The organism is Mesorhizobium sp. WSM4850 (genome assembly GCF_055811735.1).
In genome coordinates this window covers 265,216-288,001 of sequence record NZ_JBVVPV010000002.1, presented here as the reverse complement: position 1 = coordinate 288,001, position 22,786 = coordinate 265,216, and the positions used below count along the sequence as shown (strand labels likewise).

Genomic DNA, 22,786 nt, shown 5'->3' with positions numbered 1-22,786 from the left:
ACGACGCACGCTTCAAGATTAGACCCATAATCCCGAATAGGCTTATCATACAGCTCACAAATGCGTGACCATTGTGGCCTATACCGTTCTGACCTTCGTCAGCCATCATCCGCTTCGCGCGGAGCCGTCCCCGCATCCGAAGCGGCGTTGGGCATGCTGGTCAGGCAATTATTGCGCCTACGCTTGTGGGCTCCGGGTAGGCAAGGGACGTTATTCGCGACAGTGTCGCCACCGCGAATAACTCCTGAGCTTACGGGATTGCAGGCCGCGAGGCCGGATTCGATCTGATGCTTGCGGATGTGGCCGTCAGGCCCGACGCCCGAACAGGTCGGCGTATCGCTGCAGGTAGAGCGGCCAGCCTTGATCGGCGGCGACACCATCGCGCACGCTTTCCCAGCCGGCGCCGTGGCGCTCCAGTTTGCGATGCTCGAGATCCAGGCGGGTCCGATTAGCCGTCTCGGCAGTGAAGCGGACTTCCCACTCGCTGGCCTTGTTCGGATCGGTCTCCAACCGCCATTGCGGACTGATGTCCCAACTTAGCAGCACACGGTGCGGCGGCTCATAAGCCAGCACGCGCGCCCACCGGCACTCGCTGCCGTCGGCGCCGCGATCATAAATATGGCCGCCGACGCGCGGCTCGAACACGGTCTCGGCGATCGGCACGGCGAGCAGATTGTGCTCCCTGGGTTTGAACTTGCCAAAATCCTCCGTGAAGACCTCGAAGGCGCGCTCGATCGGCGCCTCGACCACGATCGAGTGCCTTACCAAGGTGTCTGCTGCTTGCGTGTTCATTTTTTCACTCCTTTCGCGGTTGTTCGACAGCTTGCTTGAAGGCAGCGAGCGTCTTCATCCAGAACCGGTCGAGCTCTGTGCGAAGCGCCGCCAGCCCGTCGGGTTCGACGCGGTAGATGCGGTGCTTGCCAGCCGGCGTGTCTGCAACGAGCCCTGCCTCTTTCAACACCTTCAGATGCTGCGAGACCGCCGACCGGGTCACCGGCAGGGCACGCGCCAACTCGGTAACCGAACGCGGATGCTCGACCAAGAGTTCGAAGATCGTGCGCCTGGTGGGGTCGCCCAGGGCGGTCCAGCTGTTGTTCACGTTAGTCACCACTAACGCGTTAGCACGAACTAACGTGATGAGTCAACCTTGCTACGGCAAAGAGGGCTGAGTGAGGGGGACTTTGAAGTTGAAGTCGATCAAGCCTCGACAGCTAAGCCCGCGTCACGCCATTCGGGCAGGCCATCTTCCATGCGGCGTGCGCGGAAGCCGTGCTCACGCAGCAATGCGACCGCCTCGAATGACATCACGCACCACGGACCGCGGCAGTAGGCGACGATCTCGGGCTTCGCCTCGAGGTCGGACAACCGCTGCTCCAGTTGGCCGAGGGGGACGTTGATCGCGCCGGGCAGATGTCCGAGCGCAAACTCATCGGGCGGTCGGACGTCGATGACTGTAACGAGCCCGTCTTTCATTCGCGCGGCCAGCTCTTCCCGGGACACGGGCTCGATATCGTCGCGCCGGTCGAAATAGCCCCTCACGATGCGTTCGACCTCGGCCGAATGCCGCTCGGCAACGACTCGAATGGAGGCGAAGGCGGCAAGTACGCTTTGATCTGCGAGCCGGTAGTTGACGAACTTGCCAGCGCGCTCTGACGTCACGAGTCCGGCGCGGCGCATCGCCTGGAGATTCTGCGAGACATTCGCCACCGGACGCGCAAGCTTGGCGGCCAAGGCTTCCACGCTGCGCGGACCCTGCGCGAGTTGCTCGATCAGTTCCAGCCTCTGCGGATTGCCCAGAGCCTTCGCGACAACCGCGAACTGCTCGTAAAGTGCCTGCTTCGGATTGCGGATTGACATCAGGGTAGCAGCCACGCTAGTTCATTCAACATAATTATTGAATGATGCGGTATCACACGGCCCCCGAGGAGACAAGTCCGTGGTCGAGAAGCCCCTTCAATCGCTTAGCAGCCTTGGCTCCGGCTCTGACGGCTCCCGAACGGGATTGATGTAGTGATGGCCGCACGCACCCGAGCCATCAATGCCGGTGCCGCATGACAACGATGGCGGCGCCAGCAGTGAGCCTCGGTCTCAAGGCCAACTGGCGGCAGTTCGCGCTGCTTGTGCTTATCAATGCATTCGTCGGCGGCATGGTCGGCATCGAACGCACCGTCGTGCCGTTGATCGGCTCAGAGGAATTCGGGCTCGCCTCGACCACGCTGGTCGTCTCCTTCATCGTCAGCTTCGGCGTCGTCAAGGCGCTGGCCAACCTTGTCTCCGGACAGCTCGCCGACAAATGGGGGCGCAAGCGCGTGCTGGTTCTCGGCTGGCTGTTCGGCCTGCCGGTTCCCTTCATGATCATTTGGGCGCCAGACTGGAACTGGGTCATCGCCGCCAACGCACTGCTTGGCATCAGCCAGGGCTTCGCCTGGTCGATGACCGTCATCATGAAGGTCGACCTTGTCGGCCCGAAGGGGCGTGGCCTCGCCGTAGGGCTCAACGAGTTTGCCGGTTACCTCGCAGTCGGGATCACCGCCTTTCTCACCGGCTATCTCGCCAGTCGCTACGGTCTGCGACCAATCCCGATCTATCTCGGCGTCGGCTACGCAGTGCTGGGCACGGTGCTCTCGATCCTGCTCGTGCGCGACACGCGCGATCATGTGCGTGCGGAACTGGCGAACCATCCGCGCGGGGCATCACCCCTTTCCTTCCGCGAGGTCTTTGCGTTGACCTCCTTTCGGGATCGCAACCTCTTTGCCGCTTCGCAGGCCGGGTTGGTGAACAACCTCAATGACGGCATGAGCTGGGGCATCTTTCCGCTCTTCTTCGCAGCCGGCGGGCTCGGTGTGGAACGCATCGGCATTCTGAAGGCGGTCTATCCCGTCACCTGGGGCGTGCTGCAGGTCGTGACGGGACCGCTCAGCGACCGTTGGGGCCGCAAGGGCCTGATCGTCGCCGGCATGTGGGTGCAAGCGTCGGCGCTCTTTCTCACGGCGCTGACCTCGAATTTTGGCTGGTGGCTGGTGGCGAGCCTCCTGCTTGGCCTGGGCACGGCGATGGTCTATCCGAGCCTGATCGCCGCAGTGTCAGATGCGTCGCATCCTTCATGGCGCGCCCGCTCGCTCAGCGTCTACCGCTTCTGGCGCGATCTCGGCTACGCGATCGGCGCGCTGTCGGCGGGACTGATCGCCGACTTCTTCGGCCTGGCGTGGGCGGTTGCCTCGATCGCCGCCCTCACTTTCCTGTCCGGTACCGTGGTCGCTTTCATGATGCGCGAAGGTCATGCCGGACGAAGCAGTTGAACGTCGCCTCGGATGCGTCCGCCTCCGCCGCGCCAGCGTCGGGTTCCTGACGCTGCCACTCGCGCGAAATCACACGAAAAAGCATCCGGCCGTTCAAACCGTTTCAAAAACCGATTTGAAACGGTGTCGCGCCGCTAACTGATAGAGATTATTGGCGCGCCCGAAGAGATTCGAACTCCTGACCCCCAGATTCGTAGTCTGGTGCTCTATCCAGCTGAGCTACGGGCGCGCAACAGGCCATGCTTTGAATGGCCCGCGATCCGATCCTTAACGACCGGCCGCGATGTGACGTGTTCCCTAGCGACTGAATTTCCGAAAAGCAAGCCGATCCGGCAAAAGTTTTGCTGTTGTGCCTTGACGGGGACCGGGCGGGCGAGGATCAGGCGGGACGGCGCAGGCCGTTGCGGGCCTGGTCGAGCCGGACCGGCTGGTCGGGAATGGTGACCGCGAATGTGGTGCGGCCGCCTCTGCTTTCGACGAGCTCCACCGTGCCGCCATGGGCGCGGATCAGTTCATGGGCGATGGCCAGGCCAAGGCCGGTGCCACCGCTGCGGGCCGAGCCGCGGAACGCCGCGAACAGGTTCTCGCGCGCCTTCGGCGGCAGGCCGGGGCCGGTGTCGGTGACGGTGATGCGGCTGACGCTGCCGACGCGCTCGGCCGACACCTCCAACCGACGCACCACCGCGCTTTCCGCGTCCGCCGCCATCGCCTGGACGGCGTTGCGGCAAAGATTGGTGAGAACGCGAAAAAGCTGATCGGAATCGGCATCGACCTCGAAAGCCAGTTCGACGGCATTGACGAATTCTATGCCGCCTTCGGTGTCGAGCAGGCCGTGGACGTCATCGACCAGCTGGCGCAGTCTGAGCCTGCGGCGCGAGGGCGGCGGCTCCTGGGTGCGGCCATAGGCAAGCACACCTTCCGAATAGGATACGGCACGATCGAGCGCGCGCAGCAGTTTTGGCGCGAAGGCCTGCACGGTCGGGTCCTTGACCTGGCGCAGACGGTCCGACATCAGCTGCGCCGACGCCAAGATATTGCGCATGTCATGGTTGATCTTCGATACCGCGAGGCCAAGGTCGGCGAGATGCTTCTGCTCGGAGAGCATCTTTTGCAGCCGCTCCTGCATCTGCGAGAGCTCGCGCTCCGCAACGCCGATTTCGTCGGCGCGGGCAGCAGGGCGGATGATCCGCCCGGGGTCGTCGGGAGCCTCGGAGAAGGCCAGCATCGAGCGCGTCATCGTCCGGATCGGGCCGATCATGATCAGGTCTATGGCGGCATAGACCAGCATGGCGGTGAACAGCGAGATCAGCAGCGAGACGAAGGCGACGTTGCGCGAATAGATGAGCATGGCATTGCGCAGGCTGTAGTCGGGCATGATCAGCTCGAATTCCTTGTCGCTGTCGCCGACCGGCCCGAAAACGCGCAGCATCCGCTCGCCGCCGAACAACAGCGTGTCCAAGGCGCCGGTCATGCCCTCGATCAGGCCGACATTGGCAATGTCGATATGCTCGTCGACGTGCGGCGGCATCTCAGCCACCACCAGAAGCCGCGAGACACCGCCGTCGCGCACGGCGATCGCCTTGGCGCCGATCGCCATCAGCACATCGTTCTGGGCAGCGCGCGACAGGGAGGCGGGCTCTCCCTGCACCAGCACGATCGAGACGGCCGCGGCGGTGCTCAGCCTCTCTTTCAGCCAGCTCAGCCGGTAGCTGGCGATCCAGGGCAGAAAGATGAGGACCTCGGCCAGGAGTACGAAGACGATGGTGAGCAGCAGGAGCTTTGTCGACAATCCACGCGACAACGGCACCCTGCGGGCGGCTGCGGTCGCCCGATCGGTGCTTTCGTCCGCGGATGGGATTTCGCTCATGCTGCTTTTTCTTCACGATCACTTGATCGGCCAAGATTAGGCTATTGCGGCTTTGTTGCCAATTTCATCCTTCGTCCCAATGAGGGATAAGACCGCCCAGACCTCGGCCACACGCCAGCCGTTGGCCCGAGACGCCGGAATGTCGGGGCCGGTGTCGGCCCCGGATTGACTTCCAAAGCCCTTCTTTCTATAAGCCCGCTCACGCTCGGGCCATTCGTCCCGGCGCGGTTTCGATCGCGCCAAAAGCCGGCCGGGCAAAGCTCCTGTTACAGAGTGGCAGAATCAAGAAGGGCCGCACCCCGCGGTATTAAAACAAATGAAGCGTACCTACCAACCGTCCAAACTCGTCCGCAAACGCCGGCACGGTTTTCGTGCCCGCATGGCCACCAAGGGTGGTCGTGGCGTCGTCGCAGCCCGCCGCAACCGCGGCCGCAAGCGGCTCAGCGCCTGAACGGAAGACGAGATCGTTGCCCGCAACCGGCAAGCCAGTGGGAGCACATCCCAAGCGGCTTCTGAAGCGCGCGGAATTCCTGGCCGTCCGGCGTGGCGAAAAGCGCCGCGGGCGGCTTTTTCTCGTCGAGGTTCTCGACCGCAGCGACGCAGAGGCGCCTCGCGTCGGCTACACGGTCACCAAGAAGGTCGGCAACGCAGTCGTCCGCAACCGCATCCGGCGGCGGCTGAGAGAAGCCGTGCGCACGCATGCCGCGGGTGACATGAAGCCAGGCAATGACTATGTCATCGTGGGGCGCGAAGATGTGCTTGCCATTCCGTTCGGCCAGTTGAAGGCCGAACTCTCACGCCGACTGCGCGGAACACGATAGGCCAAGGCTTTCGATGGAAAACAACCGGAACTTCTTCATCACCATCGCGCTGTCGGTGCTGATCCTGTCACTTTGGCAGTATTTTTACGTGCTGCCGCACAGCGAGGCGCAACGCGAGGCGGCCCGTATCGAAGAGCAGCGGCTAGCGGAGCAGAAGAAGGCGGCCGAAGCCGCCAGTCCGGGCGGCAGCGACACGCCGGTGCCGCAGCAAGGCGCCATTCCCAATGCACCCAATGCACCTGGAACTGACGGCACGACGCTGGCCAGCCGCGAGCAGGCGCTGGCGTCGACGAAGCGCGTCAGGATCGACACGCCGAGCCTGGAGGGCTCGATCAATCTCGCCGGCGCCCGTCTCGACGACCTCAAGCTCAAGCACTACAGGCTGACGGTCGACAAGAACTCGCCCGAGATCGAACTGCTCAACCCGGCAGCGCTGCCTACGGGCTACTATGCCGAGATCGGCTTTATCGGCAGCGACAAGACCGGCACGGTGCCGGGCCCGGAAACCGTGTGGACCGTCGACGGCAATGCGACGCTGACGCCGGCGACCCCGGTCACGCTGAGCTTCACCAACGACAAGGGCCTGACCTTCAAGCGCACCTTCTCCGTCGACGGCGACTACATGTTCACGGTGTCGGACACGGTGCAGAATTCGGGGTCGGCCGCCGTTACCCTGTCGAATTACGGCCGTGTCACCCGCTTCGACAAGCCTGCCGTTGCCAGCATCTATGTGCTGCATGAGGGGCTGATCGGCGTCACCGGCACGGAAGGCCTGCAGGAACACACATATTCGTCAATCGAGGAGGACAAGCAGTTTACGCCGAGCAAGTCGACCGATGGCTGGCTGGGCATCACCGACAAATACTGGGCGGTGACGCTGGTGCCGACCGAGAAGCAGCCGTTCCAGCCGCGTTACGCCTATTTCGAGGACGGCCGCCCGCGCTACCAGGCCGACTTCCTGACCGACCCGATCACCGTCGATGCCGGCCAGTCGGCGACGGTCGAGAGCGAAATCTTCGCCGGCGCCAAGGAAGTGGCCAAGGTCAACGCCTATGCGGAAGACCGCAACATCAGGCTGTTCGACCGTTTGATCGACTGGGGATGGTTCATCTGGATCACCAAGCCGATGTTCTATCTGATCGACACGATGTACAAGTTCTTCGGCAATTTCGGCCTGGCCATCCTGGCCACCACCGTCGTCGTCAAAGCCGCCTTCTATCCGCTCGCCAACAAGTCCTACGCGTCGATGGCGAACATGAAGAAGGTGCAGCCCAAGATGCTCGAGATCCGCGAGAAATACGCGGACGACAAGATGAAGCAGCAACAGGCGATGATGGAGCTCTACAAGACCGAGAAGATCAATCCGCTCGCCGGCTGCTGGCCGGTGGCGCTGCAGATCCCGGTCTTCTTTGCGCTCTACAAGGTGCTCTACATCACCATCGAGATGCGGCACGCACCGTTCTTTGGCTGGATCCAGGATCTGGCGGCGCCCGATCCGACCTCGATCTTCAACCTGTTCGGCCTCATCCCGATCGCTCTGCCGGACATGTTGATGATCGGCGTTTGGCCGCTGATCATGGGCCTGACCATGTTCCTGCAGATGCGCATGAACCCGACGCCGCCGGACCCGACGCAGGCCATGATCTTCACCTGGATGCCAGTGGTCTTCACGTTCATGATGGCCGGTTTTCCGGCCGGCCTCGTCATCTACTGGGCCTGGAACAATCTGCTTTCGATCATCCAGCAAGGCGTGATCATGAAGCGGCAGGGCGCCAAGATCGAATTGTGGGACAATCTGGTCGCGCTGTTCCGGAAGAAACCGTCGCCGGCGGAATAGACGGCGCTGCCTGCCGAATCCAGGAAAGCCCGGCGCGGCGGTAGACGCCGCCGCGACCTATAAGCTCCGCTGTCGTTTCAGGGGCGCTGCGTCGATGAACAGGTGAGGATGATCCGCTGCGCACGCGGTCGGTGCTGCCGGGCGGATCGCACTAATTTGACCTGTTGTTTCGTCGATGGAGCCAGACCATGATCGGACCCAACCCCAACATCAAGCACCCGATCCCGATGCATAGCCGCGTCGGCTTCCTGAAGGGGCTGGTCACGGCGCCGAACATCGAGATCGGCGACTTCACCTATTATGACGATCCGGACGGGCCGGATAAATTCGCCGAGCGATGCGTGCTGCATCACTATCCATTCATCGGCGACCGGCTGATCATCGGCAAGTTCTGCGCCATCGCCGAGGGCGCCCGCTTCATCATGAACGGCGCCAATCATGCCATGTCCGGCTTTTCGACCTATCCGTTCAACATCTTCGGTCATGGCTGGGAAGAGGGTTTCGATCCGGCGACCTGGTCGAAGGAATTGCGCGGCGACACAGTGATCGGCAATGATGTATGGATCGGCATGGAAGCGGCGATCCTGCCCGGCGTGGCGATCGGCGATGGCGCCATCGTTGCGGCAAACTCGGTGGTGACGCATGACGTGGCGCCCTATGCGATCGTCGCCGGCAATGCGGCCAAGGTGGTGAAGATGCGTTTCGACGACAGGACCATCCGGCGGCTTTTGGCGGCGGCGTGGTGGGATTGGCCGGTGGAAAAGATCAGCCGCAACCTCAATGCCATTCGTGGCGCCGATATTTCTGTTCTGGAGGCAGCGGTTTGAACGCGTTGAACAAGTCCGTGATCGGCATCGAGCTGTTCACGCGGCCGTGGATCTTCATCCGCGGCGTGCCGGCGATGAAGTTTTTGCCGCCGGAAGGACCGCCGGAGATCGCCTTTGCCGGCCGCTCGAATGTCGGCAAATCGTCGCTGATCAACGCGCTGGTCAACCAGAAGGGACTGGCGCGCACGTCCAATACGCCGGGGCGGACACAGGAACTCAACTATTTCGTTCCGGGCGGGTTTTCCGGCGAAGGCGCCGACCTGCCGCCGATGGCGCTGGTCGACATGCCAGGCTACGGCTACGCCACCGCGCCCAAGGAAAAGGTCGACGACTGGACGAAACTCGTCTTCGACTATCTCAAAGGCCGTGTCACGCTGAAGCGCGTCTACGTGCTGATCGACGCCCGCCATGGCATCAAGGCCAAGGATGACGAAGTGCTGTCGCTGCTCGACAAGGCGGCGGTGTCCTATCAGATCGTGCTGACCAAGACCGACAAGATCAAGGCGGCCGGCGTGCCGCGATTGATCGAAGAGACACTGCAGAAGATCAAGAAGCGGCCGGCGGCGTTTCCGTTCGTTCTCGCCACGTCGTCGGAAAAAAACGAGGGCCTCGAGGAATTGCGCGCGGCGATCGTGCTGGCGGCCAATGGCGGCTAGAGCGGGATGCGTTCAAATTGAACTGGCATCCCGCTCTATCTATTTGTTTTTAGCCGCATTTCTGCGACGCCAAGTGATTCCACGTGGCTGCAAAATGCTCTAGGACTTTGCCTCCAGGGCGATCGTCTGGGTGCTTTCTTCCGTGGCAAGCCTTTCGGTGCCGTAAGCCTTCAGGAACATGCCGACGCCTGACCTGACGATGTGGTCGATTTCATCCTGGCTCGGGGCTTTGGTGCGGTAGGCGAATATGCACTGACGGAAAAGACCCGCCAGGCACAGTTCGGTGAACTGATAGGCGGCAAGATCGACATCGTCGATCTCGAGCAGGCCGCGCTCGATGGCGGCATTGAGAAAAGCAACGACCTTGTCGTGGCCGCGTTTCGGGCCGCGTTCGTAAAAACGTGCACCAAGTTCGGGCATCCTGTCGGACGCGCCGATCACGGTGCGCTGCGCCTGGACCACCTTGGCCGAGGTGATCTTGAGGGAGAGCACCTTGCCGAACCTCACCAGCGTCTCGCGAAGATCGTCGGCGCGGTCGAGCAGATCGTACATGTTCTTGAAGATCGTGCCGCGCTCTTCCTCGATCAGCGCCTCGAACAGCTCTTCCTTGTTGGCGAAGTAGACATAGATCGTGCCCTTGGAAACGCCGGCCTCGCGGGTGATGTCGTTCATCGACGCCGCTTCGAAGCCCTTGTCGATGAAGACACGACGCGCGCCCTCGATGATCTGGCTGCGCTTGACCGGGTCCTGTCCCGCCGCCGGGCGGCCGCGACGCGGGCCATCCAGCGGATCCCACTGGTTCTTGTCGGGCTCGGTCATAACGTCACACCTCGAAAAAATTCGAACCGATCGGTTCGATCATCCTTGATATGGGCCTCTCACCGCGCTAAGTCAACGTCATCATCGAACCGAACGGTTCAGTCTGATGCCCAGATTCTAGCGATGCCAAGAGAGATGCCATGTCCTCGAACGCGACCCCAACCGCCGAAGTCCGTCCCTTCCCTAACGCCAAGGTTGCGCCGGCAATCGAAGCGCCGAACCCACCGACTGAGCCCGCAACAAGCCCTCCGGCCGGGGAGCCGGCCAAAAAGAAACGCTCAGCACGCTCCTTTCTGTTGCTGATCATTGCGCTTGGCTTGCTGGGCGCAGGCGCCTGGTATGGCCATGATTACTGGACCGACGGACGTTTCATGATCTCAACCGACGACGCCTATGTCCAGGCCGACATGGCGTTCATTTCGCCGAAAAATTCCGGCTATGTCGATCAGGTCAAGGTCACGGAGAACCAGCAGGTCAAGGCCGGCGACCCGCTGCTGGTCGTCGACAATGGCGACTACAAAATAGCGGTCGCCCAGGCCGAGGCGCAGATCGCCACCTTGAGCAAGACACTCGACCGTATCGACGCCCAGACCGGGGCGGCGCGCGCCTCGCTCGAGCAGGCGCAGGCACAGAAGACCGCCGACCAGGCCGCCGCCGCCAATGCGGCGCGGGTTCAAGCGCGCGCCGCCCAATTGCTCAAGACACATGTCGGCACCCAGGCCCAACTGGACGATGCCCAGACCGCGGTCGAGCAGGCCAATGCCGCCCTTGTCGGTGCCGACGCCCAGATCGCGGCGGCTGAGGCCAATATCGGTGTGCTCCAAGCGCAGCGCGCGGAGACGGCAAGCACGCTGGCGTCGCTGCAGCTTGCCAGGGACAAGGCCGCACGCGACCTGTCCTTCACCGTGCTGCGCGCGCCCTATGACGGTGTCGTCGGCAACCGCTCGGTCGAGCAGGGCGACCTGATCAGCCCCGGACAGAAGCTCGCCGTCATCGTGCCGATGGACAAGCTCTATATCGTCGCCAATTTCAAGGAGACCCAGCTTGCCCGGCTGGTGCCTGGTGAAAAGGTCAGGATTTCGGTCGACGCGATCGACGGCCAGGATTTCGAAGGCACCGTCTCGTCGCTGGCGCCGGCATCCGGCGCGGTGTTCTCGCTGCTGCCGCCGGAAAACGCCACCGGCAACTTCACCAAGGTCGTGCAGCGCGTCCCGGTTCGCATCGACGTGCCGGCGGATGTGCTGAAGACAGGCAAGCTGCGCGCCGGCCTCAGCGTCGTCGTCGCCGTCGACAGCCGTACCGCACCTTCGGCGTCGAACTGAGCCGCCGCTTGGGAGCAATGCCGTGGCAACCGCAACCTCGACAGCAGGATCGCCGCCGGCGAGGCCGGCTACGCCTGATACCATTCCCACACGCCGCATCATCGCCTTCCTGGCGATGGTGTTCGGCATGTTCATGGCGATCCTCGACATCCAGATCGTTTCGGCCTCGCTGGCCGAGATTCAGGCCGGCTTGAGCGCCAGCTCCGACGAAATTCCGTGGGTGCAGACCGCCTATCTCATCGCCGAAGTCATCATGATCCCGCTGTCCGGTTTTCTCAGCCGGATGCTGTCGACGCGTGTGCTGTTCACCGTCTCCGCGGCCGGCTTCACCGCCGCGAGCGCGCTGGCGGCGACCGCCACCAACATCGACCAGATGATCGTCTACCGCGCCGTCCAGGGTTTTATCGGCGGCGGCATGATCCCAAGCGTGTTCGCTGCCGCGTTCACCATCTTCCCGCCGTCGCGCCGTGCCATGGTGTCGCCGATGATCGGCCTGGTGGCGACGCTGGCGCCGACCATCGGCCCGACTGTCGGCGGCTATATCAGCCATGCCATGTCCTGGCACTGGCTGTTCCTGATCAATGTGGTGCCCGGCATCATGGTGACCGCAGCCGCATGGTCGCTGATCGACTTCGACAAGCCCAATCTCAGCCTGTTCCGCAAGTTCGACTGGTGGGGCCTCGCCGGCATGGCGGCTTTCCTCGGCTCGCTGGAATTTGTGCTCGAGGAAGGTCCCAACAACGACTGGCTTCAGGACCAGGCCGTGTTCATCTGCGCCATCCTGATGACGGCCGGCGCGGTGCTGTTCTTCTGGCGCGCCTTCACTGCCGAGGAGCCGATCGTCGACCTGAAGGCCTTCGCCAACGTCAACTTCGCTTTCGGCTCGCTGTTCTCCTTCGTCATCGGCATCGGCCTCTACGGCCTGACCTATCTCTATCCGGTGTATCTGGGGCGCATCCGCGGCTACGACTCCCTGATGATCGGCGAGGCGCTGTTCGTCAGCGGCCTGGCGATGTTCGTCACAGCGCCGATTTCCGGCATCCTGTCGCGCAAGATGGATCCGCGGCTGATGATGATGATCGGCTTCTTCGGCTTCGCTGCCGGCACCTGGCGGATGACCTATCTGACCGCAGACTGGGATTTCTGGGAGCTTTTGCTGCCGCAGATCCTGCGCGGCGCCTCGATGATGCTGTGCATGGTGCCGATCAACAACATCGCGCTTGGAACGCTGCCGCCTGACCGGCTTAAGAATGCATCAGGTCTGTTCAACCTCACCCGCAATCTTGGTGGCGCCGTCGGCCTTGCCGTCATCAACACCGTGCTGATCGATCGCAGCGCCTTCCACTACGCAAGGCTGGCCGAGCATGTGCAATGGGGCAGCGCCGAGGCGCAGACCAGGCTGCAGAACATGACGCTCGACTTCCAGCAGAATGCCGGCCTCGACGCCTCCAAGGCGGCGATCTCCAAACTGTCCGGCATGGTCCAGCAGCAGGCTTCGCTGCTGTCCTTCATGGACGTGTTCTATCTGTTGACGGCGCTGTTCGCGACGCTGGCGATCTTCACTATGGTCATCCGCAAGCCGGCCGAGCCGGCGGGCGGAGGCGGCGGACACTGACCGCGCAACTTTGCGCGTCCAGGATGCGGCGCTCTCATGCCTGTCGCGCAAAAGTGCGCAGCGGTTTTGCGATAACGACATGCATAAGACAACAACCTAAAGCGCGTCGCGTGAGGCCGGCCAAATGCGCGCGCTTTAGGTCAGGCCGTGGCCGGCTTGAAAGTCAAGGCGACGCCGTTGATGCAATGACGCAGGCCGGTCGGCGGCGGGCCGTCGTCGAAGACATGGCCGAGATGACCGCCGCAACGGCGGCAGTGGACCTCGGTCCGGGTCATGCCCAGCGACCTGTCCGCGGTCATGCCGACGGCGTTGGGAATCTCCTGCCAGAAGCTCGGCCAGCCGGTGCCGGAATCGAACTTGGTTTCGGAGGAATAGAGCGGCAGGTCGCAGCCGGCGCAGGCGAAGATGCCCTTGCGATGTTCATTGAGCAGCGGGCTGGTGCCGGGATATTCGGTGCCTTCCTTGCGCAGCACATTGAAAGCCGCATCGGACAGGATGGCGCGCCACTCGGCCTCGGTCTTGGTGACCTCGAAGGTTTCGACCGCGTGTGCATCCTGCGGCCGGCCGATGCGCAGCGCTGCTGCCGTGCCTGCCAGCAATGCCACAGCAGCACCACTCCAAAGAAAGTCGCGCCGGATCATCACCATTCCTCCTTCTGTCCGTTTGCCAAATTCGACCATCACATGGAAATCAAAAGCCGGTGACGGCCAGCTCCCGACAACGGGCACTCCGCACCTGCCCCACGCTTACAGCGGACGGTGCGGAGTGTACGCCTGTCGATTGCGCGGGTCACGCAAGCGGAAACCCGCGCACTCGGCATGGAGCCTCAGCCATATGTTCGCTGGCGACGGGCGCTTCGTTACATCTTCGGCAGGAGAACCTTGTCGATGACGTGGATGACGCCGTTCGACTGCTCGACATCGGCGATGGTCACATTGGCGACATTGCCGTTCTCGTCGGTCGCGGTGACCTTGCCGTTTTCGGCCTTGAGCGTCACCTCGCAGCCGCCAACCGTCCTGACCTTGTGCGCGCCACCATCGTCCATGGCCATCTTGGCAACGTCGGCGGCCATCGCCTTGGCACCGATGACGTGGCAGGTCAGGATCTTGACCAGCTTGTCCTTGTTTTCGGGCTTGAGCAATGTATCGACGGTGCCGGCCGGAAGGGCGGCAAAGGCCTCGTTAGTCGGCGCGAACACGGTGAAGGGACCGGCACTCTGCAGCGTGTCGACGAGACCGCCGGCCTTGACGGCCGCGACCAGCGTCGTGTGATCCTTCGAATTGACGGCGTTCTCGACGATGTTCCTGGTGGCATACATGGCGGCGCCGCCGACCATCGGATTTTCGGCATAGGCGGCGGTGGCGAGCGCGGAGACGGCGACCGTTCCGGCAAGCAAAAGTGTAGCGAACTTACGCATTATTTCTATCTCCTCAGTTTATTTTTCTTCCCTTTTTTGGGGCGCAAGGAGATACGGGGGATAAATGCTCGAGTTTCGCCCGTTCAGGAGAAAATTTTATTTTTTATAACGGCGAGCATGATTTTCATGGCAGGACTCTTACAGCCTGCATGCTTCCACGATGAAGTCACCACAGGCGATAGACTTAAAATCTTCTCGAAAACCGGCAGACAGGGGTGATTTGCAGACAGGGGCGATCAGATGCTCTTCAGATCGCCCGCAGCGACCACAGGGCCGGTCGGCTGGCCGGTCGGCGAACCGCCGGTCGGTTCAAGGCTGACCGCAAGCACGGCGCCTTGCGCAAGTTTTTCCTGCACCGCCGAGGAGATGATCATACGCGCGGTCTGGCCGGCCGGGATGACGCCCATAGAGACCGGCGCATTCTTGCCCTCTATCATCCACAGCTCGAAATCCTTGCCGGCGGCGCGCTCGCCGGAGACATGCGACAGGCCGACCTCGCGACGGGCGGCATCATAGACGGCGAGGTATCTGACGTCGCTGCCATCGGCAGCCAGCGAGGCGATGAGCCGCGGCGGCTCGGCCGGCGGGTTGAGGTAAGGCACGGCGATATAGATCGCCAACGCCGCGACGGAAGCGGCGGCAAGACCGCGCCAGAAGGCAAGGCTTGACCAGAGGCCGGCGCGAGGCTCTGCGACGAACAGCCGGCGATCCAATGCCTCCTTGACCCTGATCGGCGGCTCTGTCTCCGGATAGGCGTCGGCCATCGGCGAAAGACGCGCCTCCCAGGCATCGACAAGGCGCGCGAAAGCGGCGTCCGCGTCGATGCGGCGTGACGCAATCTCGCGTTCGTCCGCGGCCAGGACGCCAAGAACGTATTCGGCGGCGAACAGGTCGTCGCCCCCAGATTCCGGCCCGTCATCCTCTGCCAGCGTCATCTTTCAAGACACTCTCTGAGCTTCAACAGGCTGCGCCGCAGCCAGGTCCGCATCGTGTTCAGCGGCACGTCATGGCGCGCCGCCAGTTCGGCATAGCTTTCGCCCTCCAGATAAGCGCCCCGGACGGCCGCCCGGTCCTTTTCCAATTCGTCGAGACAACGATAGATGCGCCCGGATTCACCGCCCGCAACAGCCGCAGCCTCCGGTCCCGGCGCCGGATCGGCGACGTCGAGCGCAGCGTCGATATAGGCGACAGGCTCTCGCCGCGCCCTTATCCGATCGATCGCGTGATTGCGCGCAATGGCCACCAGCCAGGAAATCGGGCTTAGCTCCGAGACGGCGAAACGGTGGGCCTTCGTCCATATCTTGACGAAGACCTCCTGCAGCGCCTCTTCTGCCTCTCCCCGGTCCTTCAATACACGAAGGCAGACGCCGAAAAGTTTCGCGCTGGTCTGCCGGTAGAGCAGATCGAACGCAGCCCGGTCCTTCATCGAAGTCCGGACGATCAGGTCGCTGATGTCCTGCGGCGTCATCGGCTGCCAAATTAAGCAATTGGCCAAATTAGGCAATTGCCCCAGATCATTCCACTGCAATGTATTGCAACGGCGGAAGCGTTCCTGTGCACCGGGAGCGCCGTCGGCTTCCATTGACGAGAAAGAGCCGACCTTTTTGAGCATCGGATTTTCCCAAAACCGGGTTTCCACTTTTGCATCCGATGCTCTAGCTTGCCGACAGTTGGGGGAGCAAGAATGTCGGTCGAACGGGCCCTGTGGGAACATGACGCTACCGGCCTGGCCGGCTTGGTGCGCAAAGGAGAAATCTCGCCGCAGGAGCTCGTCGACGCGGCGATTGCGCGGGCCGAGGCCACTCGCCCGGATATCAATGCCATCGCCGAGCCGCTTTACGAGGCGGCGCGGACGCGGGCGAAAACCATCGACCGCAAGCTGCCGCTGGCCGGTGTGCCCTTCGCGCTGAAGGATCTCGGCATCGCCATGAAAGGCGTGCCGACGCACGGCGGCAGCCGCATTCCGGCTTTCGTTGCCGATTTCGACTCGGTGATGACCGAACGCCATCTGGCCGCCGGCCTCGTCCCGATCGCCACCAGCACCTCGCCCGAACATGGGCTGAGGCTGATGACCGAATCCGCCGCTTTCGGCATCACCCGCAATCCGTGGAATACAGCCCATACCAGCGGCGGCTCGTCTGGAGGTGCGGCGGCGCTGGTCGCGGCCGGCGTCGTACCGGTGGCACATGCTTCGGACGGCGGCGGCTCGATCCGAGTTCCCGCCGCCTGCACCGGGCTGGTCGGGCTGAAAACCTCGCGCGGCCGCGTGCCGCTGACACCGCTGGTCAGCGAAAGCTGGTACGGCCTGGTCATCGACCACGCCGTTTCCCGCTCGGTCCGTGATTCGGCCCTGCTGCTCGACCTGACGCATGGGCCCGATCCGCTGTCGCCGTATGCGGCGCCGACGCCGAAAGGAACTTTCGCCGCCGCAGCAGTGCGTGACCCCGGCAAGCTGAAACTGGCGGTCTACCGAAAATCGCCGCTCGGCCTGCCGATATCGACCGAGACGCTGGCGGCGCTGGACACTGCGATAGCTTTGGCGCGCGAAGGCGGCCATACGATAGAGGAGATCGACCTGCCCTATATCGATCGCGATTTCATCGCTGATTTCGCCAGAACCGTCGCCGCGGCGGTGGCCGGCACGATGCGCGGCGAGGTCTTGCGCGTCGGCCGCTCCATTTCGGGTGATATCGAACGCACCACGCGGGTGATGAGCGCCTTCGGCGAAGTTCTTTCGGCCGGCGAGATCTATGCCAGCCTGCAGCGGCTGCATGCCACCTCGCGCCGGCTGATCATCGAGACCGCGCGGTACGATGCCGTGCTGATGCCTGTCATCGCGCATCCGCCGCTCGCCTGCGGCGCGATGGATCCAAAAGGCGCAGATGCGTTCCTGGAAGAAATGCTCGACAGGCTGCGGCTTGCCCGCTTGCTGAAATTTAAGCCGCTGTTCGGCCAGTTGATGGACAAGAGCCTGTGGTTCGCCCACTGGCCGGCAATCCAGAACGTCAGCGGCCAGCCGTCGATCGCACTGCCTGTTCATGTCACCGATGCCGGCCTGCCGCTCGGCATCCAGGCCGCCGGCCGCCCCGGCGACGAGGAGACCTTGTTGTCCCTCGCCGCGCAAATGGAAAAGATTTCGGGATGGCTGACGCGGCGGGCGCCACTGCAGGTGCCCGGGATGAAAGCAGGCCGATTTCACCTGACGTGACAGCAAAGCCGTTTGCCCCCTGCTCCAATTCCCGCTAAGACGCCGCCGTTCATGCCAAGCTGGGAACCAAGCCGAATGACGGACCTCGCCGCCACCGCCGAAATGCAGGCCGCGCTGCTTTCGAGGGCGCTGCCCTATATGCAGCGCTACGAGAACAAGACGGTCGTGGTGAAGTATGGCGGCCACGCCATGGGCGACATCGCGCTCGGCAAGGCCTTTGCCCGCGACATCGCGCTGCTCAAACAATCCGGCGTCAACCCGATCGTCGTGCATGGCGGCGGGCCGCAGATCGGCGCCATGCTGAGCAAGATGGGCATCGAATCGAAGTTCGAGGGCGGATTGCGCGTCACCGACCAGAAGACGGTCGAGATCGTCGAGATGGTGCTGGCCGGCTCGATCAACAAGGAGATCGTCGCGCTGATCAATGCCGAGGGCGAATGGGCGATCGGCCTGTGCGGCAAGGACGGCAACATGGTTTTCGCCGAAAAGGCGCGCAAGACCATGATCGACCCGGACTCCAACATCGAGCGTGTGCTCGATCTCGGCTTCGTCGGCGAGCCTGTCGAGGTCGACCGCACCCTGCTCGACCTTCTGGCGCGGTCCGAAATGATCCCGGTGCTGGCGCCGGTGGCGCCGGGCCGTGACGGCCACACCTACAACATCAATGCCGACACCTTCGCCGGCGCCATCGCCGGCGCCTGCCAGGCGACACGCCTTCTGTTCCTCACCGACGTGCCCGGCGTGCTCGACAGGAACAAGAAGCTCATCGACGAACTGACCGTCGCCGAGGCAAAGGCATTGATCAAGGACGGCACGGTGTCGGGCGGCATGATCCCCAAGGTCGAGACCTGCATCGATGCGATCGAGCGCGGCGTCGAAGGCGTCGTCATCCTCAATGGCAAGACGCCGCATTCGGTGCTGCTCGAATTGTTTACCGAACACGGCGCCGGCACACTGATCGTGCCTTGAGCGCAGGCTGCAACTTGTCGGCCAGAAATCCAGGGTTGAGCAGGCGTCAGGGCGAACTTATCGCCTGAGGTGCCCAAGCGGCACGTGGCCCGGCCCCTTGATGTTCTGCAGCACGAGCTGCGTGTGGACATCGCGCACGCCGTCGAGCCGCATCAGCCGGTGCATGACAAAGGCGTTGAGCTCGTCGACCGACGGCACCATCACATGCAGCAGGAAATCGTAGTCGCCAGTCATGGTCCAGCACGACGACACCTCGTCCATGCGCTGCACGGCGGCGATAAAGGTTTCGGGCGACCCGTCGCTGTGGGTCACCAGGCGCACCTGAATGAACACTTCGACCATCAGGCCGATGGCGCGGCGGCTGAGCACAGCGGCAAAGCGCTTGATGATGCCGGCGCTCTGAAGAGCCTCGAAGCGGCGCGCGCATGGTGTCGTCGAAAGCCCGATTTCCTGGGCCAGTTCGGACACAGGCTTGCGCCCATCGCGCTGCAAGATATCGAGCATCTTGATCTCAAAATCGTCAAACTGAGGCACTTTCACTCTCCTGCAGCTCCGCTGTGGTGTCTTTTACCTCAAATCGCCTGTTCGAGCCATCATCAAAGCGGATTTGCCTCACCGGATCCGGCTAAACTTTCAAGATGTTAGTCGTGATTTCCAGGGAGAACAGCCATGACGATGAACGTTGCCGATTACGCCCGCGAATGCGCGGCGCAAGGCCTTCGCGGCGACTATTCGGTCTGCCGCGCCGATTTCACCGTTGAGCAGAGCTACAACTACACAGCTGACGAGCAGGCAGTGTGGCGTACTTTGTGCGACCGCCAGACGAAGCTGACCAAAAAGTTGGCACACCGGTCCTATCTCGACGGCGTCGCCACGCTGGGCCTGCTCGACAGGATTCCGGATTTCGGTGTGGTCAGCGAGAAGCTGCGCAAGCTTACCGGTTGGGAGATCGTCGCCGTGCCGGGCCTCATTCCCGCACCGGCCTTCTTCGTCCACCTGGCCGCCCGGCGCTTCCCGGTGACCAACTGGCTGCGGACGAAACAAGAGCTCGACTACATCGTCGAGCCGGATATGTTCCACGACTTCTTCGGCCATGTGCCGGTGCTGACCCAGCCGGTCTTTGCCGATTTCATGCAGATGTATGGCGAGAAGGCCGAGCATCTGATCGCGCTCGGCGGCGACGAGATGATCAGCCGCCTCTACTGGTACACCGTCGAGTACGGGCTGATCCAGGAGGCCGGCCAACCGTTGAAGGCTTTCGGCGCCGGGCTGATGTCGTCCTTTGCCGAACTTCAATTCGCGGTTGAAAGCAAGGACGCGCATCATGTTCCCTTCGATCTGGAAACGGTAATGCGCACCAGCTATGAGATCGACAAGTTCCAGCGCGCCTATTTCGTGCTGCCGTCCTTCGACGTTTTGCGCGATGCCTTCCACAACGTCGCCGACATGGCAGCGATCATCGGACGCCACAAGGGCAAGCCGGCGCTCGACCCGGCAAAACTTTAGACGCTGGCCAGACGCGGACGCTCGCAGCCGATCGGCGCGGGCGTTATTGGTGGCGCGCTGGAATGACGATCCATCGGCAGGCCGGAAGCCGAGAAGATGGGACCGTTCAGGCCGCTTCGGAAACGTCCCTGTCCAGGATGGTCAGATTGCGGCCGCGATCCTTGGCCTGGTAAAGGCGGCGGTCGGCGACACGCATCAGATCCGATACGCCGGCATCCTCGCCGCAGGTGACACCGCCGATGCTGACGGTGAGGGGTATGACCCGCTCATCGACGGGACGGAAGCGGATCAGCTCGACTTCACGGCGAATGCGTTCAGCGACGCGTTTGGCTTCCTGTTCGGTGGCGCCGACCAGAAACGCACCGAATTCCTCGCCGCCGATGCGGCCGATCACGTCGCCGCTGCGCACGCCGCGCTCGATTGCGCTTGCAATCAGGAGCAGCGCATCGTCGCCGGTCAGATGGCCGTAGCTGTCGTTGATGAGCTTGAAGTGATCGGCGTCGATGATCAGCAACGCACCGCGATCGGATTTACGCCGGGTGGCCTCGAGGGCGGCGAAGAAGCTCTCGCGGTTGAGCATGCCGGTCATGTCGTCGCGGCTTGCCTTCTCCGACAGGCGCCGATGCGCAGCGGCGAGCTGGGCATGAGCGCGGGCGAGGTCGCGATGAGCGCCTTTCAACCTCTCGCCCTGCCAGAACGTGTAGGCGCTGGCGATCCAGGCGAGCACCAGCGGGCAGACCGTGGACGTCAGCCAGATCGTGCGGTTGATCGGAAAGCCCATTGCCGGAACGACGATCAGCGTCAACAACAGCGAGACTGCGAGGGAGGCGAAAGCGACGGCGGCAGACTTCAGAAATATGCGGCTCATCGCTGGTTCCCCCTGGACCGTCTGTGTGCCAGCAAGCCCTGAATGGCACCTTTCGGCGATGCCTAAAATTTGAATCATCGGGCCATTTTCGCCACCCATGACGCGCATAAGTTGTGGATAAAGCCTCTGCCAAAAGCATTGTTTCGTGCCATAAGGGGTTGCATGACCACGCTCCCGGACCCCGCCCGCTTTGCCCATGTCACCGACTGGGTGTTCGACCTCGACAACACCCTCTATCCGCACCATTCGAACCTGTTCTCGCAGATCGACGTAAAGATGACCGCCTATGTCGGAGAACTGCTGACGCTGCCACGCGACGATGCCCGCAAGCTGCAGAAGGAACTCTACCGGGAATATGGCACGACGCTGAACGGTCTGATGGCGCGCCACGGCATCGATCCCGACGACTTTCTCGAGAAGGTCCATGACATCGACTATTCCTGGCTGGTTCCCGATCCCGTTCTCGGCACCGCCATCCGCCAGCTTCCCGGCCGCAAGTTCATCTTCACCAATGGCGACCGCAGGCATGCCGAACGCACCGCGCGCCAACTCGGCATCCTCGATCATTTCGACGACATCTTCGATATCGTCGCTGCCGGGCTGAACCCCAAGCCGGCCCGCCAGACCTACGAGAAGTTCGCGGAACTCCACGCGGTCACCGGCCACAATGCGGTGATGTTCGAGGATCTGGCCCGCAACCTGTCCGTGCCGAAATCGCTGGGCATGACCACGGTGCTGGTTGTGCCGCGCAACTTCGAGCCGACCTTCTCGGAAATCTGGGAACGTGACCCGGGCCACGAGGACGATGTGGATTTCGTCACCGACGATCTTGCCGAATTCCTCACCGCGATCGTCGACATCACCGCTTGAGCCGTTGCTTCGTAAAGCCGGATCGAAGCCCGCGGCCTAAAGCTGATAGAAGCGGCTGATGATCCCCCAGGCTTCGTCGGCGGTGTCGACGAAATCGATGATGTCCTGGTCGCCAGGGGTGATCGTGCCTTGCTCGGCGAGGAAATCGAGATCGATCGCCCGTTTCCAGAAAGCCTTGCCGAACAGGATCACCGGCACGCGCTCCATGCGGCCGGTCTGGATCAGGGTCAGCGTTTCGAAGAATTCGTCCATCGTGCCGAAGCCGCCGGGAAACACCGCGACAGCCTTGGCGCGCATGACGAAATGCATCTTGCGGACCGCGAAATAGTGGAAGTTGAAACAGAGCTCCGGCGTCACATAGGCATTCGGCGCCTGCTCGTGCGGCAACACGATGTTGAGGCCGATCGACGGGGCGCCGACATCGTCGGCGCCGCGGTTGCCGGCTTCCATCACGCCGGGTCCGCCGCCTGTCACCACGACGAATTCGCGATAATAGGAGGTGGCCGACTGCTGCGAGCAGAGCCGGGCGAATTTTCGCGCTTCCTCGTAATATTTGCTGTTTTTCTCGAGGTTTTCCTTCTGCGTCTCGTTCTTGGCTGCCCAGGCTTCACCGCCCGGCTCGGGTATGCGCGCCCCGCCGAACAGGATGACGGTCGAGCCGATGCCGCGCTCGGCCAGGATCATCTCCGGCTTCAACAGTTCGAGCTGCAGCCTGACCGCGCGCAATTCGCGCCGTGTCATGAAGTCGGGATCGTTCCATGCCAACCGGTAGGTCTCGGCACGCGTCTGCGGCGTGTCCGGCACGCTTTTCGACCGCTCCAGATCCTCGTCCGAATGCGGCAGCGGCGTCCACCCCGCCTTTTCCATAGGAGTCATATTACCTAC

General features: G+C 62.7%; 24 protein-coding genes and 1 tRNA gene. 12 read left to right on the top strand and 13 right to left on the bottom strand.

What is annotated here, in order from left to right; all coding sequences use genetic code 11:
• Nucleotides 1-306: 306 nt before the first annotated feature.
• The 3 genes from AC0L2Z_RS04400 to AC0L2Z_RS04390 all read right to left on the bottom strand — a co-directional run bounded on the left by AC0L2Z_RS04400 (nt 307) and on the right by AC0L2Z_RS04390 (nt 1,857).
• A complete protein-coding gene (locus tag AC0L2Z_RS04400; RefSeq protein WP_023796993.1) occupies nt 307-792 on the bottom strand; it encodes an SRPBCC family protein in 486 nt (161 codons plus the stop codon).
• A gap of 4 nt (nt 793-796) precedes the next feature.
• Nucleotides 797-1,108, bottom strand: a complete 312-nt coding sequence (locus AC0L2Z_RS04395; protein ID WP_236378022.1) for an ArsR/SmtB family transcription factor — start codon at nt 1,106-1,108, stop codon at nt 797-799.
• Between the two features lie 89 nt (nt 1,109-1,197).
• Nucleotides 1,198-1,857 carry an ArsR/SmtB family transcription factor gene (locus AC0L2Z_RS04390; protein WP_473626850.1) on the bottom strand — a complete coding sequence of 220 codons (660 nt, stop codon included), beginning with the start codon at nt 1,855-1,857 and terminating at the stop codon, nt 1,198-1,200.
• Between the two features lie 203 nt (nt 1,858-2,060).
• Here AC0L2Z_RS04390 and AC0L2Z_RS04385 point away from each other — a divergent pair, with 203 nt between their 5' ends.
• Complete coding sequence (locus AC0L2Z_RS04385; protein ID WP_473626848.1) at nt 2,061-3,299, top strand: MFS transporter; 1,239 nt, start codon at nt 2,061-2,063, stop codon at nt 3,297-3,299.
• Nucleotides 3,300-3,451: 152 nt separating this feature from the next.
• Here the strand turns inward: AC0L2Z_RS04385 and AC0L2Z_RS04380 are convergent.
• Nucleotides 3,452-3,528, bottom strand: a tRNA-Arg gene (locus AC0L2Z_RS04380).
• Between the two features lie 150 nt (nt 3,529-3,678).
• Nucleotides 3,679-5,166, bottom strand: a complete 1,488-nt coding sequence (locus AC0L2Z_RS04375; RefSeq protein ID WP_128244644.1) for an ATP-binding protein — start codon at nt 5,164-5,166, stop codon at nt 3,679-3,681.
• Between the two features lie 316 nt (nt 5,167-5,482).
• On the opposite strand from AC0L2Z_RS04375, the gene rpmH reads away from it, so the two are divergent.
• From rpmH to yihA, 5 genes are all read left to right on the top strand, one after another.
• Complete coding sequence (gene rpmH / locus AC0L2Z_RS04370) at nt 5,483-5,617, top strand: 50S ribosomal protein L34 (RefSeq protein ID WP_008833937.1); 135 nt, start codon at nt 5,483-5,485, stop codon at nt 5,615-5,617.
• Between the two features lie 16 nt (nt 5,618-5,633).
• Nucleotides 5,634-5,987 (top strand): ribonuclease P protein component, encoded by a 354-nt coding sequence (gene rnpA / locus AC0L2Z_RS04365; protein WP_023801590.1) that lies wholly within the window; start codon nt 5,634-5,636, stop codon nt 5,985-5,987.
• A gap of 13 nt (nt 5,988-6,000) precedes the next feature.
• On the top strand, nt 6,001-7,824 hold the full coding sequence (yidC, locus tag AC0L2Z_RS04360) for a membrane protein insertase YidC (RefSeq protein ID WP_473626847.1): 1,824 nt from the start codon (nt 6,001-6,003) through the stop codon (nt 7,822-7,824).
• Between the two features lie 188 nt (nt 7,825-8,012).
• Nucleotides 8,013-8,651 (top strand): CatB-related O-acetyltransferase, encoded by a 639-nt coding sequence (locus AC0L2Z_RS04355; RefSeq protein WP_473626845.1) that lies wholly within the window; start codon nt 8,013-8,015, stop codon nt 8,649-8,651.
• On the top strand, nt 8,648-9,307 hold the full coding sequence (gene yihA / locus AC0L2Z_RS04350; protein WP_023801587.1) for a ribosome biogenesis GTP-binding protein YihA/YsxC: 660 nt from the start codon (nt 8,648-8,650) through the stop codon (nt 9,305-9,307). The genes AC0L2Z_RS04355 and yihA overlap by 4 nt, the downstream gene beginning before the upstream one ends.
• A gap of 99 nt (nt 9,308-9,406) precedes the next feature.
• On the opposite strand, the gene AC0L2Z_RS04345 is transcribed toward yihA, so the two are convergent.
• Nucleotides 9,407-10,126 carry a TetR/AcrR family transcriptional regulator gene (locus AC0L2Z_RS04345; RefSeq protein ID WP_473626843.1) on the bottom strand — a complete coding sequence of 240 codons (720 nt, stop codon included), beginning with the start codon at nt 10,124-10,126 and terminating at the stop codon, nt 9,407-9,409.
• Nucleotides 10,127-10,266: 140 nt separating this feature from the next.
• Here AC0L2Z_RS04345 and AC0L2Z_RS04340 point away from each other — a divergent pair, with 140 nt between their 5' ends.
• Together AC0L2Z_RS04340 and AC0L2Z_RS04335 are read left to right on the top strand one after the other, a co-directional pair.
• A complete protein-coding gene (locus AC0L2Z_RS04340; RefSeq protein WP_473626841.1) occupies nt 10,267-11,448 on the top strand; it encodes an HlyD family secretion protein in 1,182 nt (393 codons plus the stop codon).
• A gap of 82 nt (nt 11,449-11,530) precedes the next feature.
• Nucleotides 11,531-13,063, top strand: a complete 1,533-nt coding sequence (locus AC0L2Z_RS04335) for a DHA2 family efflux MFS transporter permease subunit (protein WP_287238507.1) — start codon at nt 11,531-11,533, stop codon at nt 13,061-13,063.
• 140 nt (nt 13,064-13,203) lie between these two features.
• On the opposite strand, the gene msrB is transcribed toward AC0L2Z_RS04335, so the two are convergent.
• The 4 genes from msrB to AC0L2Z_RS04315 form a co-directional block, all read right to left on the bottom strand.
• Complete coding sequence (gene msrB, locus AC0L2Z_RS04330; protein ID WP_473626840.1) at nt 13,204-13,704, bottom strand: peptide-methionine (R)-S-oxide reductase MsrB; 501 nt, start codon at nt 13,702-13,704, stop codon at nt 13,204-13,206.
• Between the two features lie 218 nt (nt 13,705-13,922).
• Entirely contained in the window at nt 13,923-14,480 is a 558-nt protein-coding gene (locus tag AC0L2Z_RS04325; protein WP_473626839.1) for a fasciclin domain-containing protein, read from the bottom strand.
• 236 nt (nt 14,481-14,716) lie between these two features.
• Complete coding sequence (locus tag AC0L2Z_RS04320) at nt 14,717-15,415, bottom strand: anti-sigma factor (RefSeq protein ID WP_473626837.1); 699 nt, start codon at nt 15,413-15,415, stop codon at nt 14,717-14,719.
• Nucleotides 15,412-15,948: a sigma-70 family RNA polymerase sigma factor gene (locus AC0L2Z_RS04315; protein ID WP_473627060.1), complete on the bottom strand. Its 537-nt coding sequence runs from the start codon at nt 15,946-15,948 to the stop codon at nt 15,412-15,414. Before AC0L2Z_RS04315 ends, AC0L2Z_RS04320 begins: the two co-directional genes overlap by 4 nt.
• A 216-nt stretch (nt 15,949-16,164) precedes the next feature.
• Between AC0L2Z_RS04315 and AC0L2Z_RS04310 the strand changes: the two genes are divergently transcribed.
• Entirely contained in the window at nt 16,165-17,688 is a 1,524-nt protein-coding gene (locus AC0L2Z_RS04310) for an amidase (protein WP_473626836.1), read from the top strand.
• 75 nt (nt 17,689-17,763) lie between these two features.
• The gene (gene argB / locus AC0L2Z_RS04305) at nt 17,764-18,657 is read left to right on the top strand and encodes an acetylglutamate kinase (protein ID WP_023801578.1); all 894 of its coding nucleotides are present in this window, start codon (nt 17,764-17,766) and stop codon (nt 18,655-18,657) included.
• A gap of 57 nt (nt 18,658-18,714) precedes the next feature.
• Here argB and AC0L2Z_RS04300 read toward each other — a convergent pair whose 3' ends face one another.
• Nucleotides 18,715-19,191 (bottom strand): Lrp/AsnC family transcriptional regulator, encoded by a 477-nt coding sequence (locus AC0L2Z_RS04300; RefSeq protein ID WP_023801577.1) that lies wholly within the window; start codon nt 19,189-19,191, stop codon nt 18,715-18,717.
• A 135-nt stretch (nt 19,192-19,326) separates the two neighbouring features.
• Here AC0L2Z_RS04300 and phhA point away from each other — a divergent pair, with 135 nt between their 5' ends.
• Nucleotides 19,327-20,163, top strand: coding sequence for a phenylalanine 4-monooxygenase (phhA, locus tag AC0L2Z_RS04295; protein WP_128175770.1), 837 nt, complete (start codon nt 19,327-19,329; stop codon nt 20,161-20,163).
• A 106-nt stretch (nt 20,164-20,269) separates the two neighbouring features.
• Here the strand turns inward: phhA and AC0L2Z_RS04290 are convergent, their stop codons facing one another.
• Nucleotides 20,270-21,031, bottom strand: coding sequence for a GGDEF domain-containing protein (locus tag AC0L2Z_RS04290; RefSeq protein WP_023801575.1), 762 nt, complete (start codon nt 21,029-21,031; stop codon nt 20,270-20,272).
• Between the two features lie 162 nt (nt 21,032-21,193).
• Here AC0L2Z_RS04290 and AC0L2Z_RS04285 point away from each other — a divergent pair, with 162 nt between their 5' ends.
• On the top strand, nt 21,194-21,901 hold the full coding sequence (locus tag AC0L2Z_RS04285; RefSeq protein ID WP_023801574.1) for a pyrimidine 5'-nucleotidase: 708 nt from the start codon (nt 21,194-21,196) through the stop codon (nt 21,899-21,901).
• 36 nt (nt 21,902-21,937) lie between these two features.
• On the opposite strand, the gene AC0L2Z_RS04280 is transcribed toward AC0L2Z_RS04285, so the two are convergent.
• Nucleotides 21,938-22,777: an LOG family protein gene (locus AC0L2Z_RS04280; protein ID WP_023801573.1), complete on the bottom strand. Its 840-nt coding sequence runs from the start codon at nt 22,775-22,777 to the stop codon at nt 21,938-21,940.
• Nucleotides 22,778-22,786 lie beyond the last annotated feature (9 nt).